Raw genomic sequence first — 16504 nt, 5'->3', positions numbered from 1 at the left:
GATTTGCCAATTTGGGACATCGCCAAGACCACGCTTCCCGCCGCCGCCACGCGCCGCAAGAATCCGTTCCATCCCAGCCCCGCACACCCCAGGAGACGCACCATGAACCAGGCCATCCGCTTCCACGAAACCGGCAGCGCCGACGTGCTCAAGCTCGAACACGTCGAGGTCGGCGAACCCGGCCCGGGCCAGGCGCGCGTGCGCCACAGCCTCATCGCCGTCAACTTCATCGACATCTATTTCCGCACCGGGCGCTATCCGCTGGCACTGCCCAATGGCCTCGGCTCCGATGCCGTGGGCGTGGTCGAGGCCGTGGGGCCGGGCGTGACCGACATCCGCGTGGGCGATCGCGTGGGCTACCTCATCGGGCCGCAAGGTGCGTACTCGCAGGTGCGTGTGATGCCGGCCGATGTGTTGATCCCGCTGCCCGATGGCATCTCCGATCGCACCGCTGCCACGCTGATGATGAAGGGCATGACGGCGCAGTACCTGTTCCGCCAGGTCTATCCGCTCCAGGGTGGCGAGACGATCCTGTACCACGCAGCCGCAGGTGGTGTTGGTCTCATCGCTTGCCAGTGGGCACGCGCGATGGGTGTCACGATGATCGGCACCGTCAGCACCGACGAGAAGGCTGCGGTCGCCAAGGCCAACGGCTGCACGCACACCATCGTGACTTCGCGCGAGAACATCGCCCAGCGCGTGCGCGAGATCACCGAGGGCAAGGGCGTGCCGGTCGTGTACGACTCGGTGGGGAAAGACACGCTGGAAGCCTCGCTCGATTGCCTGCAGCCGCGCGGCACGCTGGTGAGCAACGGCACGTCGTCAGGCGCCGTGGTCCTCGACACCAAGCTGCTGGCCGCGAAGGGCTCGATATGGCTCACGCGGCCCGCGATGGTGCACTACATCCATCCACGCCCGCACATGCTGTCCATGGCCGACGAACTCTTCGGCCACGTGCTGGCCGGCCGCATCGTGAGCGAGCCCCAGCAGAGCTTCGCACTGGCCGATGCCGCCGAGGCGCACCGCGCGCTCGAAGGTCGCAAGACCACCGGCGCCACCGTGCTCGTGCCCTGAGAACTGCCACGTGCGGACTTGCGATGTCCTCCCTGGTCCGCGCGGCAAGCCTCACCCACTACAGCGAGGTCGCCCGCGCCAGCGGCCTCGACCCGGCGCGCATGCTCCTGGACGCCGGCCTGAGTCCCCGCGTGCTGGACGAGCCCGACCTGATGATCCCGGTCGACCGCGTCGCCGCGCTGCTGCAGGCCTCGGCCGAGCGCTCGGGCAACGACAGCTTCGGGCTGTGCATGGCCGAGGGGCGGCGGCTGTCGAACCTCGGGGCCGTCGGCCTGCTGGTGCGCGAGCAGCCGACGCTGCGCGATTCGCTCGACGTGCTGATGCGCTACCAGCCGCTGCTCAACGGCTCGCTGTCGCTGATGGTCGAGGCCTTCGGCCAGGTGGTGGTCATCCGCGAGGAAGTGCAGCCCGGCAAGGCGCACCGCGCCACGCGCCAGCGCATCGAGCTGGCGTTGGGCGTGATGCTGCGCCTGCTGCGCCAGTTCCTCGGCGCCGACTGGCAGCCCCGGCGCGTGTGCCTGGCGCACCCCGCGCCGCGCGACCTGCGCACGCACCACCGCGTGCTGGGCGCGGCCGTCGCCTTCGACCAGGACTTCCACGGCATCGTCTGCGCGCGCGACGACCTGGACGCGCCCAACCCTTCGGCCGACCCGGCCATGGCGCGCTATGCGCGGCAACTGCTCGACGCGGCGGCGCCTGCGCCCGGCGACGCGCTGCCGGGCGACGTGCGGCGCGCGGTGCTGCTGCTCCTGCCCAGCGGGCGCTGCAGCATCGCGCAGGTGTCGGCGCACGTGGGCGTGGAATGCCGCACGATCCAGCGCCGGCTGGCGGACGACGGGCGGAGCTTCTCGGCCATCGTCAACGACGTGCGCAAGGAACTCGCCGTGCGCCATGTGCTGGAGGGCGACCGCCCGCTGGCCGAGGTCGCGGGCCTGCTGGGCTTCTGCGCGCCCAGCGGGCTGTCGCGCTGGTTCCATGCGCAGTACGGCTGCAGCGCGAAGGCCAGCCGCGCGCGGCGGGGGGCGCCGCGCCGCGCTTCGGCCTCGCGCGATTGACGTGGAGAATCGGGCCCGTTCTTTCCTCCACGAGCACGAACGAGCCTTGGCCACTTTCCCGCCCCCCGATGCGAGCGGCGCCCCGCGCGACCTGCTGCTCAAGGTGACGCCGCCCCGTGTCCCGCGTCACCTGGTCTCGCGCGCGCGGCTCCTGTCGAGCGCCGACGCGCTGCGCGACCACGCCGTGTGCGTGGTGCAGGCGCCCTCGGGCTTCGGCAAGACCTCGCTGCTGGCGCAGTGGCGGCTGGAGTACCTGGGCCTGGGCGTGCCGGTCGGCTGGGTCTCGGCGCAGAGCCAGGACGACCCGGGCCGGCTGGTGCAGAGCCTGGCACTGGCGCTGCGCGTCGCCATGGGCCGCCCCGCGTTCGGGCGCAGCCTGTTCCAGGACGACCGGCCCGGCACGCTCGGCAGCGTCACGGCGCTGCTGGCCGAACTGGCGCAGGCGGCCTTGAACGTGGTGCTGGTCATCGACGAAGCCGACCGCCTGCCGCCCGCCTCGCGCGAGGCGCTGGCCTACCTGCTGCGCAACGCGCCGCCCAACGTGCGCACGCTCATTGCCACGCGCCCCGACGGCCGGCTCGACATCGAGGACCTCGTGGCCTACGGGCAGTGCGTGGAGATCGGCCCGGCGCTGCTGAAGTTCAGCCTCGACGAGACGCTGCAGCTGGTGCAGGCGCGCTTCGGCGCGCGCGTCGACCGCAACACCGCCGCCCGGCTGCACGAGCTGACCGAAGGCTGGCCGCTGGGCCTGCAGCTGGCCACGACCATCATCGCGCGCGGGGCCGACGCGCACGCCGCGCACACGGTGCTGGGCGACATGACGGCCGCCGCCGGCGAGCTGCAGGGCGAGCTGGTGCGGCTGCTGCTGGTCAACCTCGACCCCGACGACCGCGACTTCCTGGCCCGCATCGCCGTGCTCGACCTGCTGCACCCCGAGCTGTGCCGCGCGGTCTCCGGCGTCGACGACGCCGCGGCGCGGCTGGCGCGGCTGAGCAACGACACGCCGGTGTTCGCCGCCGCCGAAGGGGGCGAGTGGCTGCGCATGCATGCGCTGGCGCGCGACGTGCTGCGCCAGCGTTTTGCCGCGCTCGACGCCGCCGAGCAGGTGGCGGCGCATGCGCGCGCGGCGCAGTGGCTGGCCGCGCACGAGCTGCTCGACGAGGCCGCCCACCACGCGCTGAGCGCGGGCCAGCACCAGACCGCCTACGAGCTCGCGGAGCGCAGCCTCTACGAATCGCTCATGCGGCGCGGCCGGCAGGCCACGGTGCTCGAATGGATGGCGCAGATGCCGGCCGACGAACTCGATCGCCGCCCGCGCCTGCTGCTGGCCGCGGCATGGACGCTCGCATCGAGCGAGCGGCATGAAGAAGCCGGCCGCTTCGTGGCGCGCATCCTGGCGCAGCCCGATGTGAGCGATGCGCTGCGCTGCGAATGCGCGCTGATCCTCGGCGGTGCCGCCGTGTTCGCGGACGACCCCGACCTCTTCGTCGAACTGCATGCGCCCTGGACCGAGGCCGTGCCGCTGACCGACCCGCTGCTGCTGCAGTCGCATGCCAACCGCAAGGCCTACCGCGCGCTGCTCGAGGGCGAGCCGGCGCTCGCGCGCCTGCGCCAGCAGCAGGCCCTGCGCGGGCATCCGGGCCACGGCGTCGACTACATCCGGCGCTGGAGCGAGCTGGTCATCGGCCTGAGCTATGCGTGGGAGGGCCAGGTGCTGCTGGCCGAGCAGCTGCTGCGCCCCGCCGTGGCCGGCGCCGAGGCCGAGATGGGCCGGCGCCACCGCTTCAGCTGCAACCTGGCCGCGCTGCTCGCGTCGGTGGCCTGGGAGCGCGACCTGCCGGGCGACGCCGCCACGCTGCTGGCCGACCGCCTCGACGTGCTGGAGCACAGCGGCCTGCCCGAATCGCTGCTGCAGGCCTACCGCACGGCGGCGCGCATCGCGGCGGCCGAAGGCGCCGAGCACCGCGCGCTGGAACTGCTGGACGCGCTGGACGCGGCAGGCGTCGCGCGGCGCCTGCCGCGGCTGCGCATCGCCAGCCTGGCCGAGCAGGTGCGCCTGCATGCGCAGCGCCACCGCGCCCAGACCTGCCGCGAGCTGTGCGAACGCATCGACGCGCAATTGGCCGACCCCACGCTGCCGCAGGGCCCGCTGTGGCGGCGCAGCGTGGAGGCGCTGCGCGACGTGGCGCGCGCCCACGCGGCCATCGCCGCGCGCGACTGGCCCGATGCCCTCGCGAAGCTGGCGCGTGCCGACGAACAGGCGCGCCAGCGCAAGCAGGGCGGCCTGCACATCGAGCTGCTGGGGCTGCGCGCGCTGGCGCTGGAGCGCTGCGGCCAGCCGGCGCAGGCGCTGCTGCGCGAGGCCATGGACCTGGCGCGCGCCTACGGGTTGCAGCGCGTGTTCTCCGACGCGCACCCCGAGCTGGGCGCCTGGGTCGGCACGCTCGCGGCCGAGGGCGCGCAGGCCGAGATCGCGGTCGCCCCTCTCGCACCCGCCGTGCCGCCTGCACCCACGCCTGCGGCACCGGCCTCGCCCGGCGCCGTGCTCACGCCCAAGGAGGGCGAGGTGCTGGTGCTGCTGGCGCGCAACCTGTCGAACAAGGAAATCGGGCGCGCCATGCAGGTGGGCGAAACCACCGTCAAGTGGCACGTGAAGAACCTGTTCGCCAAGCTCGACGCGGGCACGCGCACGCAGGTGGTGCAGCGCGCGCGCATCCTGGGGCTGCTCGCCGCGGGGCACTGAGGGCTCGCCGCCAGGCACTGAGGGTTTCTCCCTCCCCTCCAGGGCCGCCTCCCCCTCCTGCGAGGAGGGGGCGCGCGCAGGGGCCCCGACCTATTCTTGCTTCCAGCACGGTCACCGCCGCACAGCGGCACTCCCCGACCGGCACAGGAGACAAGACACATGGGTTCCACGATCCAGCCAGGCCTCTCGAACGGGGCCCCCGCCGTGCACACGCGCGGCATCCAGGTCCACCCCGTGACCTGCGCCATCGGCGCCGAGCTGCGCCACGTGTCGCTGGCCGAAGCCTCGCGCGACGCCGGCCTGGCGGCCGAGATCCGCGCGCTGCTGGTCCAGCACAAGGTGCTGTTCTTCCGCCAGCAGGAACTCACGCGCGCCGAGCACGTCACCTTCGCCCGCCACTTCGGCGAGCTGGAAGACCACCCCGTGGTCGGCAGCGACCCCGAGCACCCGGGCCTGGTGCGCATCTACAAGAACCCCGAGACGCCGGTCGACCGCTACGAGAACAGCTGGCACACCGACGCCACCTGGCGCGAGAAGCCGCCCTTCGGCTGCGTGCTGCGTTGCGTCGAATGCCCGCCGGTGGGCGGCGACACCATGTGGGCCAACATGGCGCTGGCCTTCGAGAAGCTGCCCGCGCACATTCAACAGCAGATCGCCGGGCTGCGCGCGCGCCACAGCATCGAGGCCACCTTCGGCGCCGCGATGCCGATCGAGAAGCGCCTGGCGCTGAAGGCCCAGTTTCCCGACGCCGAGCACCCGGTGGTGCGCACGCACCCCGACACGGGCGAGAAGATTTTGTTCGTCAACGGCTTCACGACCCACTTCACCAACTTCCACACGCCGGCCAACGTGCGCTACGGGCAGGACTACCAGCCCGGCGCCGCCCTGCTGCTGGCCTACCTCGTGAGCCAGGTGCAGATCCCCGAGTACCAGGTGCGCTGGCGCTGGCAGCCGGGCGACGTGGCCATGTGGGACAACCGATCGACCCAGCACTACGCGGTCATGGACTACCCGCCCTGCCATCGAAAGATGGAACGCGCCGGCATCGTCGGCGACGCGGTCTTCTGAGCGGGCACGTCCTGCGCCCTCTCCCTTCCTTCTTCCTTTCTCCCGAGGTCCTGCCATGAACTTTCTCGACGGCCATCTGTTCCCCGAAAACCAGCAGCCGCTGGTCATCACCGCCGCGCCCTACGCACCGTCGTGGGTGCCTGCCGACTTTCCGGAAGACATTCCCGTCACGATGGCGCAGCAGATCCAGAAGGCGGTCGACTGCTACAACGCCGGCGCCACGGTGCTGCACCTGCATGTGCGCGAGCTCGACGGCAAGGGCAGCAAGCGGCTGTCGAAATTCAACGAGCTGATCGCCGGCGTGCGCAAGGCCGTGCCCGAAATGATCATCCAGGTCGGCGGCTCGATCAGCTTCGCGCCCGAGAGCGACGGCGCTGCCGCCAAGTGGCTGAGCGACGACACGCGCCACATGCTGGCCGAGCTGGAGCCCACGCCCGACCAGGTGACGGTGACCATCAACACCTCGCAGATGAACGTGGTCGAGCACTGGGACGACGCCGACACCCGGGGCACCTCGATGGAAGACCCCGAGGTCTACCGCGCCTACAAGGAAATGACCGTGCCCGCGCAGCCGGGCTGGGCCGAGGAGCACATCCGCCGCCTCACCAAGGCGGGCATCCAGAGCGCCTTCCAATGCTACAACATCAACAGCTTCGACTCGGTCGAGCGGCTGATGCGCCGTGGCGTCTACAAGGGCCCGCTGGTCATGAACTGGGTGGCCATCGGCGGCGGCATGGACGTGCCCAACATCTACAGCCTGGCCAACTTCGTGCGCGCCGTGCCCGACGGCGCCGTGCTCACGGTGGAGAGCTCCATGCGCAACGTGCTGCCCGTGAACATGATGGGCATCGCCATGGGCCTGCATGTGCGCTGCGGCATCGAGGACAACCTCTGGAACCAGTCGCGCTCCGCCAAGATGGGCACGGTGGCGCAGGTCGAGCAGCTGGTGGCCATCTCGCGCCAGTTCGGGCGCCCCATCGCCACCGCCAAGCAGGCGCGCGAGATTTCGAAGATCGGCGTGTTCTACGACACCGTCGAGGAATCGCTGGCCGCCAACGGCTTCGCGCCGAACCGCAACGGCGCGCAGCAGGGCTTCCTGCGCAAGGCGGCCTGAGCACCGCACACCCCGGCACCGGAACATCTGGAGACATCGCGATGAAAAAAACCCACAACATCCTTCGCCGCCTGAAGCCCTGGGCAGCCGCCCTGGCCGCCGCGCCCCTGCTCGCCCATGCCTGGACCACCAAGCCGGTGCGGATCGTGGTGCCGGCGCCCGCGGGCGGCACCATGGACGTCGTGGCCCGCGTGTTGTCCGATGCGATCTCGGCCGAGATCGGGCAGCCGGTGATCGTCGACAACAAGCCGGGCGCCGGTGGCGCCATCGGGGTGCAGGCGCTCAACAGCGCGCCGCCCGACGGGCAGACCATCATGTTCATGGTCAGCAACATCCTGACCGAGATTCCCCTGGTGATGAAGACCAGCTTCGACCCGGTCAAGGACGTGAAGCCGGTGACCATGGTGGCGCGCTCGGCGATGGTGCTGGTGAGCGCGCCGTCGGTGCCGGCCAACGACCTGAAGGGCCTCATCGCCTACCTGAAGACCGGCAAGGGCAGCCCGGGCAGCTACGCCTCGTACTCCGCGGGAACCAGCTCGCACTACGCCGGCGCCATCTTTGCCCGCAAGGCGGGGCTGGACCTGCAGCACGTGCCGTTCCCGGGCTCGCCGCCGGCGCTGCAGAACCTGATGGGCAGCCAGGTCGACATCCTGTTCGACGGCATCGTCACCTCGCTGCCGCTGATCAAGGCCGGCAAGGTGAAGGTCTTCGGGGTCGGGGCCAAGACCCGGCTGGCCCAGCTGCCGGAGGTGCCCACGATGGCCGAACAGGGCTTCGACGAGATCGACTTCTCGAACTGGGCCGGCGCCATCGTGTCGGCCAGGATGCCCGACGACCTCGTCAAGCGGATCAATGCGGTCCTCACGAAGGCCGCCTCCTCGCCGAAGGTGCGGGAGCGGCTCATCGCGCAGAACTTCGTGCCGATGACCAGCGAGAGCCCCGAGCAGCTCGCGAAGATCACGCACGACGAGTACGAGCGCAACGCGCGGATCGTCAAGACCTACAACATCCAGCTCAACCAGTGAGGGCGCAGGCCGACATGACTGCTCCCACCGTCCTCATCGTTCCGGGCCTGCGCGACGCCGTCGCCAGCCACTGGCAGACCCTGCTCGCCGCACGCCTGCCGCGCGTGCGCGCGGTGCCGCCCATGGGCCGCGACGACCTCGACTGCGCCGCGCGCGTGGCGGCCATCGAGCGCGAGGCGCAGGCGGTCGAGGGGCCGCTGGTCGTCGTGGCGCACAGCGGCGGCGTCGTGATGCTGGCGCACTGGGCGCAGCGCACGCGCCGGCCCGTGCGCGGCGCGCTGCTGGCCACGCCGCCCGACTTCGAGCGGCCGATGCCCGAGGGCTACCCCAGCGTGGAAGCCCTGCGCGCCGGCGGCTGGCTGCCGGTGCCGACCGGGCCGCTGCCGTTCCCGAGCATCGTGGCGGCCAGCCGCAACGACCCGCTGGCGCCCTTCGATCGCGTGGTGCAGATGGCGCAGGGCTGGGGCAGCCGCCTGGTCGACCTCGGCGAGGTCGGCCACCTCAACCCCGCCTCGGGCTACGGCGAATGGCCGGGCGCGCAGGCCTTCATCGACGAACTCTCGGCGGACTGAGCCCTTTCTGCCCGCCTGCCCTTCCTACCGAAAGAAACTCCCCATGGTCCAAGCCATCCGCTTCCACGAGACCGGCAGCGCCGACGTGCTCAAGCTCGAACACGTCGAGGTCGGTGAACCCGGCCCAGGGCAGGCGCGCGTGCGCCACAGCCTCATCGCCGTCAACTTCATCGACATCTATTTCCGCACCGGGCGCTATCCGCTCGCACTGCCCAATGGCCTGGGCTCCGATGCCGTGGGCGTGGTCGAGGCCGTGGGGCCGGGTGTGACCGACATCCGCGTGGGCGATCGCGTGGGCTATCTCATCGGGCCGCAGGGGGCGTATTCACAAGTGCGCGTGATGCCGGCTGACGTTCTGATCCCGCTGCCCGATGGCATCTCCGATCGCACCGCTGCCACACTGATGATGAAGGGCATGACGGCGCAGTACCTGTTCCGACAGGTCTATCCGCTCCAGGGTGGCGAGACGATCCTGTACCACGCAGCCGCAGGTGGTGTCGGCCTCATCGCCTGCCAGTGGGCACGCGCGATGGGCGTCACGATGATCGGCACCGTGAGCACCGACGAGAAGGCTGCGGTCGCCAAAGCCAACGGCTGCACGCACACCATCGTGACCTCGCGCGAGAACATCGCCCAGCGCGTGCGCGAGATCACCGAGGGCAAGGGCGTGCCCGTGGTCTACGACTCGGTGGGGAAAGACACGCTGGAAGCCTCGCTCGATTGCCTGCAACCACGCGGCACGCTCGTGAGCAACGGCACGTCGTCGGGCGCCGTGGTCGTCGATTCGCAGGTGCTGGCCGCCAAGGGCTCGATCTGGCTCACGCGACCGGCGATGGTGCACTACATCCACCCGCGCCCGCACATGCTGTCGATGGCCGACGAGCTGTTCGGCCACGTGCTGGCCGGTCGCATCGTGAGCGAGCCCCAGCAGAGCTTCGCGCTGGCCGATGCCGCCGAAGCGCACCGCGCGCTCGAAGGTCGCAAGACCACCGGCGCCACCGTGCTCGTGCCCTGAGGTTTCCATGACCGCCTTGTCTGTCGCCGCATGGCCGGCGCGCGGCCGCCTGCTCTTTCCCGGCGTGCTCGCCTGCGCGGTGGTCGCCGCCGCGTCCACCTTCCTGTCGCAGCACTACGGAGCGCCGGTGATGCTGTTCGCGCTCATCCTCGGCATGGCGATGAACTTTCTTTCGGCCGAAGGCCCGTGCAAGCCCGGCATCGAGTTCACCGCGCGCCATGTGCTGCGCTGGGGCGTGGCGCTGCTGGGGTTGCGCATCACGGCCGCGCAGGTGGTGGCGCTGGGCTGGCACCCGGTGCTGCTGGTGGCGGTGTCGCTGGTGCTGACCATCGGCGTGTCGATGGTCGTGGCGCGGCTGATGGGCTTCAACGTGCTGTTCGGCCTGCTCAGCGGCGGCGCCACCGCGATCTGCGGCGCCTCGGCCGCGCTGGCGCTGGCCGCGGCGCTGCCGCCGCATCCGCTGAAGGAACGCGCCACGCTGTTCACGGTGGTGGGCGTGTCGGCGCTGTCGACGCTCACGATGATCGCCTACCCCCTGATCGCGCGCGCCCTGGGCATGGACGCGCACACGGCCGGCGTGTTCCTGGGCGCCACCATCCACGACGTGGCGCAGGTGGTGGGCGCGGGCTACGGCATGTCGCAGGCCACGGGCGACACGGCCACGCTGGTCAAGCTGATGCGCGTGGCGGCGCTGCTGCCGGTGATCCTGTTCGCCGTGATGTTCACGCGCGCCACCGGCAAGGCCGTGGGCGGCCAGCGCCCGCCGCTGCTGCCGTGGTTCGCGGTGGCCTTCGCCGCGCTGGTGGCGCTCAACAGCACGGGCTGGCTGCCGCCGTCCCTCGCCACCGCGGGCAGCGACCTGTCGCGCTGGTTCCTGGTGGCGGCCATGGCCGGCATCGGCATGAAGACGCAGCTGCGCGAGCTGGTCGACGTGGGCCTCAAGCCGGTGGTGCTGATGGTCGGCGAGACCGTCTTCATTGCCGCGCTGGTGCTCGCGCTGCTGCGCTGGGCGCCCTGACACGCAGCCCCCACGACGACAGAGACGACCACACACACAACAACCAGGAGACAAGACCATGAAGAAGAAGACCCTCATCGCCGCCGCAGCCGCGACCCTCGCGGCCGGCAGCGCCCTCGCCCAATCCTCGCTCACGCTGTTCGGCGTGATGGACGCGGGCGTGAGCCACTACCGCACCACCAGCAGTTCGTACAACCCGCTGCGCCCGGCCGAGCTGCGCCAGAGCCAGACCGTGCTGTCGCCCTCGGGCAATGCGTCCAGCCGCATCGGCTTTCGCGGCACCGAGGACCTGGGCGGCGGGCTGGCCGCGAGCTTCTGGCTGGAGGCGCCGCTGAGCAACGACACGGGCAGCGGCATCACGAACTTCGGACGCCGCTCCACGCTCAGCCTCAGCGGGCCCTTCGGCGAAGTGCGCCTGGGCCGCGACTACACGGCCTCGTTCTGGAACGACGCGGTGTTCGACCCCTTCAGCGTCAACGGCGTGGGCACCAACCTGATCGCGGTGGTCAACAGCAACATCGCGGCCTCGCGCGCGCTGGCCACGGGTGGCCTGCTGAACGGCGGGCTCTCGGCCGGCACCGACAGCTACCTGCGCACGAGCAACGCCATCAGCTACTTCCTGCCGCCGAACCTGGGCGGCTTCTACGGCCAGGTGCAGTACGCGCTGCACGAGAACACGAAGGTCAGCAACGTGCCCGACAGCCCCTCGCAGCGCGGGCGCTACGTGGGCGGGCGCATCGGCTGGGCCAGCGGCCCGGCCGACGTGGCGCTGGGCTACGGCGAGAGCACGTTGGCCAGCGCCGCCGCGCAGAGCGAGAAGATCAAGAGCCTGAACCTCGGCGCTTCCTACGACTTCGGCGTGGTGAAGGTGTTCGGCGAATGGTCGCGCGTGCGCGATGTTCGCCATAGCGCCGCGCCCTTCGCCAACGGCGCGCTGCACCTGAGCGACCGCTACGACGGCCTCATGGCCGGCGTGAACGTGCCGCTGGGCGCGGGCGTGGTGCGCGCCTCGTACGCGCGCGTGCGCTTCGTCAACGGGCTGGGCCTGCCCGACGGCAATTCGTCGGTCAACAAGCTGGCGCTGGGCTACGTGCACAACCTCTCCAAGCGCACGGCGCTGTATGCCTCGGTGGCGCGCATCCACATCGCCAACGGCCGCAACAACCCGACCGTGATGGGCGTGACGCCGCTGGTGCTGAGCCTGCCGGCGATCTTCCCGCAGCCGGCCTACGCGACCACCAACGGCATGCAGCCGCACCGGGCGCTGGGCTACGACGTTGGCATTCGCATGGCCTTCTGACGGCCTGAAAACAGCGGCGGCGCCCCCGCGCCGTCGCTTCGGTGTGGCACGATCCACGGATGCTTCAACCGTCCCGCCGCATCCCGTACCGCACCTGGCCGGGCGCGCTCGCGATCCTCCTGGCCATTGCCGCGTACGTCGGCGGCCTCACCTTCTGGAACAACCACACGCCCGGCAGCCGGCCGCTGCCCGCGGGCGAGACCGTGTCGGTCGCCCACGCGCGCTTCGAGCCCGCGCCGGGCTGGCAGATGGACGTGTCGCGCTCCAAGGCCGGCCAGTCGCTCATGCTCTTCAAGGGCGGCCACAAGTTCCTCGTGACCACGCGCCTGTGGATGGGCGGGCCCGACGGCCCGATGGTGCGCCAGCAGCGGCTCATGGAGCGCGGCCAGGGCCTGACCGTCGAAGGCGACGTGTCCGACTTCGTCACCGGCTGGGGCCTGCAGGGCAAGACCTTCGCCTACTACGGCGCCAAGCTCGCCGGCCGCTTCTGGCAGGTGGTCGACACGCCGCGCCGCTCGCTGGTGCAGATCGACGTGTACGGCCCCACCGACGGCTTCAACGAAGCGCTGGCCGACGCCCGCAGGATGCTCGACTCGATGGACCTGGAGGCACCGCTGTGAGCACGACCACCGAAGCGCCCGTCGCGACCCAGGAAGACGCCGACTGGCCCATCGGCACCGACTCGTTCTTCCAGCCGCAACGCGCCGCGTTCTGGCTGCTGGCGGCGCTGATCCTCAACGGGCTGTTCTACACGGTCTCGATGTTCTCTCTGGGCTTTCGCGTGGTGCCCGTCACCGCGCTGCTGGGCCTGCTGGTGTGGGGCGGCTACACGGCGGCCTTCGTGCTGTTTTTCCGCACGCTCGACCTGCTGGAGCAGCACCCGCCCGAGGCCTACGTGCTGGCCTTTGCGTGGGGCGGGCTGGGCGCGGTGTACTTCGCGGCACCGGCCAACATCGCCATCCAGAGCCTGTGCGCCAAGCTGGTGTCGCCGGAGTTCGTGGCGGCGTGGGGGCCGGCCATCGCGGGGCCGATCACCGAAGAGTTCCTGAAGCTCGCGGGCGTGATCCTGCTGGTGCTGATCGCGCGCAACCAGTTCGAAACGTACCTGTCGGTGCTGATCGTCGGCGCCATGGCCGGGCTGGGCTTCCAGGTGATCGAGAACCTGAGCTACACGGTGAACAGCGCCGTGAACTTCCCGCTCGAGAACCAGGTGTACCCGGTGCTCTACCACCTGCTGATGCGCGGGCTGCTGAGCGGGCTGTGGAGCCACGCGGCCTACACGACCATCGCCTCGTTCGGCGTGGCGTGGTTCCTGCTCAACCCGCAGCGTTCGATGGCGGCGCGCATCGGCTGCGCCCTCTTCTACTTCGCGCTGGCGTGGGCGATGCACTTCATCTGGAACTCGCCGCTGCTCGAAGACCGCTTCGACGACGGCTTTGTCGGCATCGCGCTGCTGCTGATCGTCAAGGGCATTCCGGTGGTGATCGCCGCCGCCTTCGTCTGGCGCGCCGCCGCGCGCGAGAACGGCACTTACCTGCATGCGCTGGCCGCCTACTTCGTGCCCGAGCGCGAGCTGATCCGCGACGACGAATGGGTGCGCCTGGGCGCACCGCTGCTGCGCTACCGCGTGCGCCGCGACATGGGCAAGGAATTCGGCAAGCGCGCCCGGCGCCTGAAGGCACAGCTGCAGCGCGAGCAGCTGCGGCTCATCCTGAAAGCCGGCACGCACGGACGCGGGCCGCAGACGCGGCGCCATGAAGTGGCGGTGCGCCGCCTGCGGGCCGAGCTCGACCTGCTCACCCGGCCGCAGGGCTGAGGGCCCGTTGCGCTTACTTCGCCGGCAGGTACAGGCGCGGATCGACGGCCTTGCCGCGGTAGCGGATCTCGAAGTGCAGCTTGGCGCGGCCGCCTTCCGCCGGGCCGATCTCGGCGATCTTCTGGCCGCGCTGCACGCGCTGGCCCTGCTTCACGCCCACGGTGCCCACGTTGGTGTAGATCGACATGTAGGAGCCGCCGTGGTCGACCATGATCACGCTGCCGTAGCCGCGCATCGTCTCCGTCGCGGCCACCGAGCCGGCGCCGATCGCGTGCACGGGCTCGCCGCTGCTGCCGCCGATGTCCAGGCCCTTGTTGCTGTTGCCGTTGAAGCCGGCGATGACCGCGCCCTGCGTCGGCCAACCCCAGTCGCTGCGCCGCGAGGCGGGCGGCACCACGGGGTCGCGCTCGCGGGGTGCGGGCGCGGGCTTGGCTTTTTCGGCCCCGCTGCTGCCGCCACTGCTGCGCGGCGACGGCGTGGCAGCCCCCGTCGCGGCGCCGCCGGGCGGCACCACGCGCAGCACCTGGCCGGCTTCGAGCTGGTCGGGGTCCTTGATCTGGTTCCAGCGGGCGATCTCGGCCGTCGTCCGGCCGTGCCGCTGCGCGATGCGGTACAGCGTGTCGCCCGTCTGCACGACGTACTCGCCGGGGCCCGCCACCGGCGTGCTGGGCGTGGTGGAGCATGCGCCCACCAGCAATGCCGCCGTCAACGCGGCGCACGCGCCCCATCTTCTCCCTGTCACAACCACGCGCTGAGTCCTTTCTGATTCATCCGGATCGCGCGACCTCGCGGGGCGAGGCGCGCCTGAACAATCCGGCAAGGCTACCAGCAGTCGTTGCGCGGACATTGCGTCCGCGGGAGCGTCCCTATTTCTTCGGCTGCAGCAGCTGCTGCAGGTTGGCCATGTTCTCGTTCAGGCGGTCCTGCACCACCTTCCAGCTGTTGTTGCGCGCCTGCGCTTCCAGTTGCGCCAGTTCGCGGAAGTTGTCGACGGCCTGCTGCACGCCGCGCTGCGCGACCTCGGCCTGTTTGGAGATCGCGTCCTTGCCGGTGGCGTCCTTCAGTGCGTCCTGCCACTGGGCCAGCGTGTCGCGCAGGATCTCGCCGCGCCGCTGCGCCAGCGACTGGATGCCTTCGTAGGCCTGCCGGTTGGCCTCGGCCAGCGCCTCCATGTCCTTGCGCTGCCACTCCACGAGCGCGCCGACGTCCACGCCGGGCAGCTTGAGCTGCTCGATCAGCTTGCTGAAATCTTCCATCGACGGCATCGCCGTGGGAAAGAGCGGGTTGGCGTTGGCTGCGTTCTTGCTGGTTGCCATGGATCGAATCTCCTTGTGTGAATGAAATAGCGGGTCACAGAAAATCAGGCCGTCGCGAGCTGCGAGCGGCGCGCGGCGGCGGGCCGCATGACGAGCAGCAGGACCACGCCGGACGACAGCCACAGCCCGATCGCAAGGAACATGCTGTTGTCCGAGCTGCCCGAGGCGGTAGTGATCCATGCGGTGATCACCGGCATCACGGCGGGCCCGAGGTTGCCCAGGCTGCTGATCAGCGCGATGCCGCCGGCCGCCGACTTGCGCGGCAGGTACTCGCTGATGGCCGCAAAGAAGATCGGCGTGTTGGCCGACTGGCCGATGCTCATGACCGCGAGGCCCGCCAGCGCCAGCACCAGGTTGCCGCCGCTGAAGACGGCCACCAGCAGGCCCGCCGAGGCCAGCGCCACGCAGAAGAAGAAATGCTTGCGCCGCTCCAGGTGCTTGTCGGAACTGCGGCCCACGAACACCATGCCCACGGCGCCGAAGACCGCCGGAATGGCCGACAGCAGGCCGACCATGAACACGTCGCCCACGCCCCAGTTCTTGATGAGCGTGGGCACCAGGAACACCAGCGTGTAGTTGGCGCCCAGGAACAGGAAGTACACGAAGGCCATCGTGAACACCTTGGGGTCGCGCAGCAGCGCCCAGAACGAACCGTGCGACGCGGTCTCCACCGCATGCGGCTCGTTGTCCAGGTGATGGCGCAGCGCGACCTTCTCGGACGGCGAGAGCCAGTTGGCCTGCTCGGGCTTGTCCTTCAGGTAGAAGAACGCGACGATGCCCAGCACCGAGGCCGGCAGCCCCTGCACCACGAACAGCCACTGCCAGCCGTGGTGGCCGCCCAGGCCGTTCATGTACTTCATGATCCAGCCCGACAGCGGGCCGGCCAGCAGGTAGCCGATGGCCGTGGCCGTCATGAAGATCGAGATCACCTTGCAGCGCCGCGCCGAGGGGTACCAGTAGGTGAGGTACAGGATGATCCCCGGGAAGAAGCCCGCCTCGAACGCGCCCAGCAGGAAGCGCAGCACGTAGAACTGCGTGGTGGTCTCCACGAACATCATGGCCGAGGCCACGAGCCCCCAGCAGAACATGATGCGCAGCAGCGTCTTGCGTGCGCCGATCTTCTCGAGCATGAGGTTGCTGGGCACCTCGAAGAGGAAGTAGCCGATGAAGAAGATGCCCGCGCCCAGCGCATAGGCCTCGTTGCTGAAGGCCAGCGTCTGCTTCATCTGCAGCTGCGCGAAGCCGATGTTGATGCGGTCGATGAAGGCGACGATGTAGCAGAGGATCAACAGCGGCAGCAGGTGCCAGCTGACCTTCGAAAACAAAGCCTCGTCCGCCGCGTTGTACGGCGCGCGGGCGGGGGCCTGCGCAGAAGTGGGGGTCATGGT

Annotated in this window: 15 protein-coding genes; 12 read left to right on the top strand and 3 right to left on the bottom strand. The window is 70.4% G+C overall.

Annotated elements, in window-relative coordinates:
* Nucleotides 1–102 precede the first annotated feature (102 nt).
* The 12 genes from AC1RAD_RS26195 (at nucleotide 103) to AC1RAD_RS26140 (ending at nucleotide 13800) form a co-directional block, all read left to right on the top strand.
* The gene (locus AC1RAD_RS26195) at nucleotides 103–1074 is read left to right on the top strand and encodes a quinone oxidoreductase family protein (protein WP_447746796.1); all 972 of its coding nucleotides are present in this window, start codon (nucleotides 103–105) and stop codon (nucleotides 1072–1074) included.
* 23 nt (nucleotides 1075–1097) lie between these two features.
* Nucleotides 1098–2129: an AraC family transcriptional regulator gene (locus tag AC1RAD_RS26190; protein ID WP_492737998.1), complete on the top strand. Its 1032-nt coding sequence runs from the start codon at nucleotides 1098–1100 to the stop codon at nucleotides 2127–2129.
* 46 nt (nucleotides 2130–2175) lie between these two features.
* A complete protein-coding gene (locus AC1RAD_RS26185) occupies nucleotides 2176–4872 on the top strand; it encodes a winged helix-turn-helix domain-containing protein (protein WP_492737996.1) in 2697 nt (898 codons plus the stop codon).
* A gap of 219 nt (nucleotides 4873–5091) precedes the next feature.
* Nucleotides 5092–5940 (top strand): TauD/TfdA dioxygenase family protein, encoded by an 849-nt coding sequence (locus tag AC1RAD_RS26180; RefSeq protein ID WP_492738101.1) that lies wholly within the window; start codon nucleotides 5092–5094, stop codon nucleotides 5938–5940.
* Nucleotides 5941–5995: 55 nt separating this feature from the next.
* The gene (locus tag AC1RAD_RS26175) at nucleotides 5996–7054 is read left to right on the top strand and encodes a beta-keto acid cleavage family enzyme (protein WP_492737995.1); all 1059 of its coding nucleotides are present in this window, start codon (nucleotides 5996–5998) and stop codon (nucleotides 7052–7054) included.
* 41 nt (nucleotides 7055–7095) lie between these two features.
* A complete protein-coding gene (locus AC1RAD_RS26170) occupies nucleotides 7096–8079 on the top strand; it encodes a tripartite tricarboxylate transporter substrate binding protein (RefSeq protein WP_307587191.1) in 984 nt (327 codons plus the stop codon).
* Nucleotides 8080–8093: 14 nt separating this feature from the next.
* Nucleotides 8094–8651 (top strand): RBBP9/YdeN family alpha/beta hydrolase, encoded by a 558-nt coding sequence (locus AC1RAD_RS26165; protein WP_159275475.1) that lies wholly within the window; start codon nucleotides 8094–8096, stop codon nucleotides 8649–8651.
* 43 nt (nucleotides 8652–8694) lie between these two features.
* A complete protein-coding gene (locus tag AC1RAD_RS26160; RefSeq protein ID WP_447746806.1) occupies nucleotides 8695–9666 on the top strand; it encodes a quinone oxidoreductase family protein in 972 nt (323 codons plus the stop codon).
* Nucleotides 9667–9673: 7 nt separating this feature from the next.
* Entirely contained in the window at nucleotides 9674–10684 is a 1011-nt protein-coding gene (locus tag AC1RAD_RS26155) for a YeiH family protein (protein WP_369645936.1), read from the top strand.
* Between the two features lie 58 nt (nucleotides 10685–10742).
* A complete protein-coding gene (locus AC1RAD_RS26150) occupies nucleotides 10743–11984 on the top strand; it encodes a porin (RefSeq protein WP_492737992.1) in 1242 nt (413 codons plus the stop codon).
* Nucleotides 11985–12043: 59 nt separating this feature from the next.
* Nucleotides 12044–12604 carry a hypothetical protein gene (locus AC1RAD_RS26145; protein WP_062482400.1) on the top strand — a complete coding sequence of 187 codons (561 nt, stop codon included), beginning with the start codon at nucleotides 12044–12046 and terminating at the stop codon, nucleotides 12602–12604.
* A complete protein-coding gene (locus tag AC1RAD_RS26140) occupies nucleotides 12601–13800 on the top strand; it encodes a PrsW family intramembrane metalloprotease (RefSeq protein ID WP_447746812.1) in 1200 nt (399 codons plus the stop codon). The genes AC1RAD_RS26145 and AC1RAD_RS26140 overlap by 4 nt, the downstream gene beginning before the upstream one ends.
* A gap of 13 nt (nucleotides 13801–13813) precedes the next feature.
* Here the strand turns inward: AC1RAD_RS26140 and AC1RAD_RS26135 are convergent, their stop codons facing one another.
* From AC1RAD_RS26135 to AC1RAD_RS26125, 3 genes are all read right to left on the bottom strand, one after another.
* The gene (locus AC1RAD_RS26135; RefSeq protein ID WP_492737991.1) at nucleotides 13814–14491 is read right to left on the bottom strand and encodes a peptidoglycan DD-metalloendopeptidase family protein; all 678 of its coding nucleotides are present in this window, start codon (nucleotides 14489–14491) and stop codon (nucleotides 13814–13816) included.
* A gap of 175 nt (nucleotides 14492–14666) precedes the next feature.
* A complete protein-coding gene (phaP, locus tag AC1RAD_RS26130; RefSeq protein ID WP_492737990.1) occupies nucleotides 14667–15116 on the bottom strand; it encodes a TIGR01841 family phasin in 450 nt (149 codons plus the stop codon).
* Nucleotides 15117–15160: 44 nt separating this feature from the next.
* The gene (locus AC1RAD_RS26125; RefSeq protein WP_492737988.1) at nucleotides 15161–16501 is read right to left on the bottom strand and encodes an MFS transporter; all 1341 of its coding nucleotides are present in this window, start codon (nucleotides 16499–16501) and stop codon (nucleotides 15161–15163) included.
* Between the last annotated feature and the right edge of the window lie 3 nt (nucleotides 16502–16504).

The organism is Variovorax sp. GW823-FHT04B03, from assembly GCF_058796495.1.
This window is presented reverse-complemented; position numbering and strand designations above follow the sequence as displayed.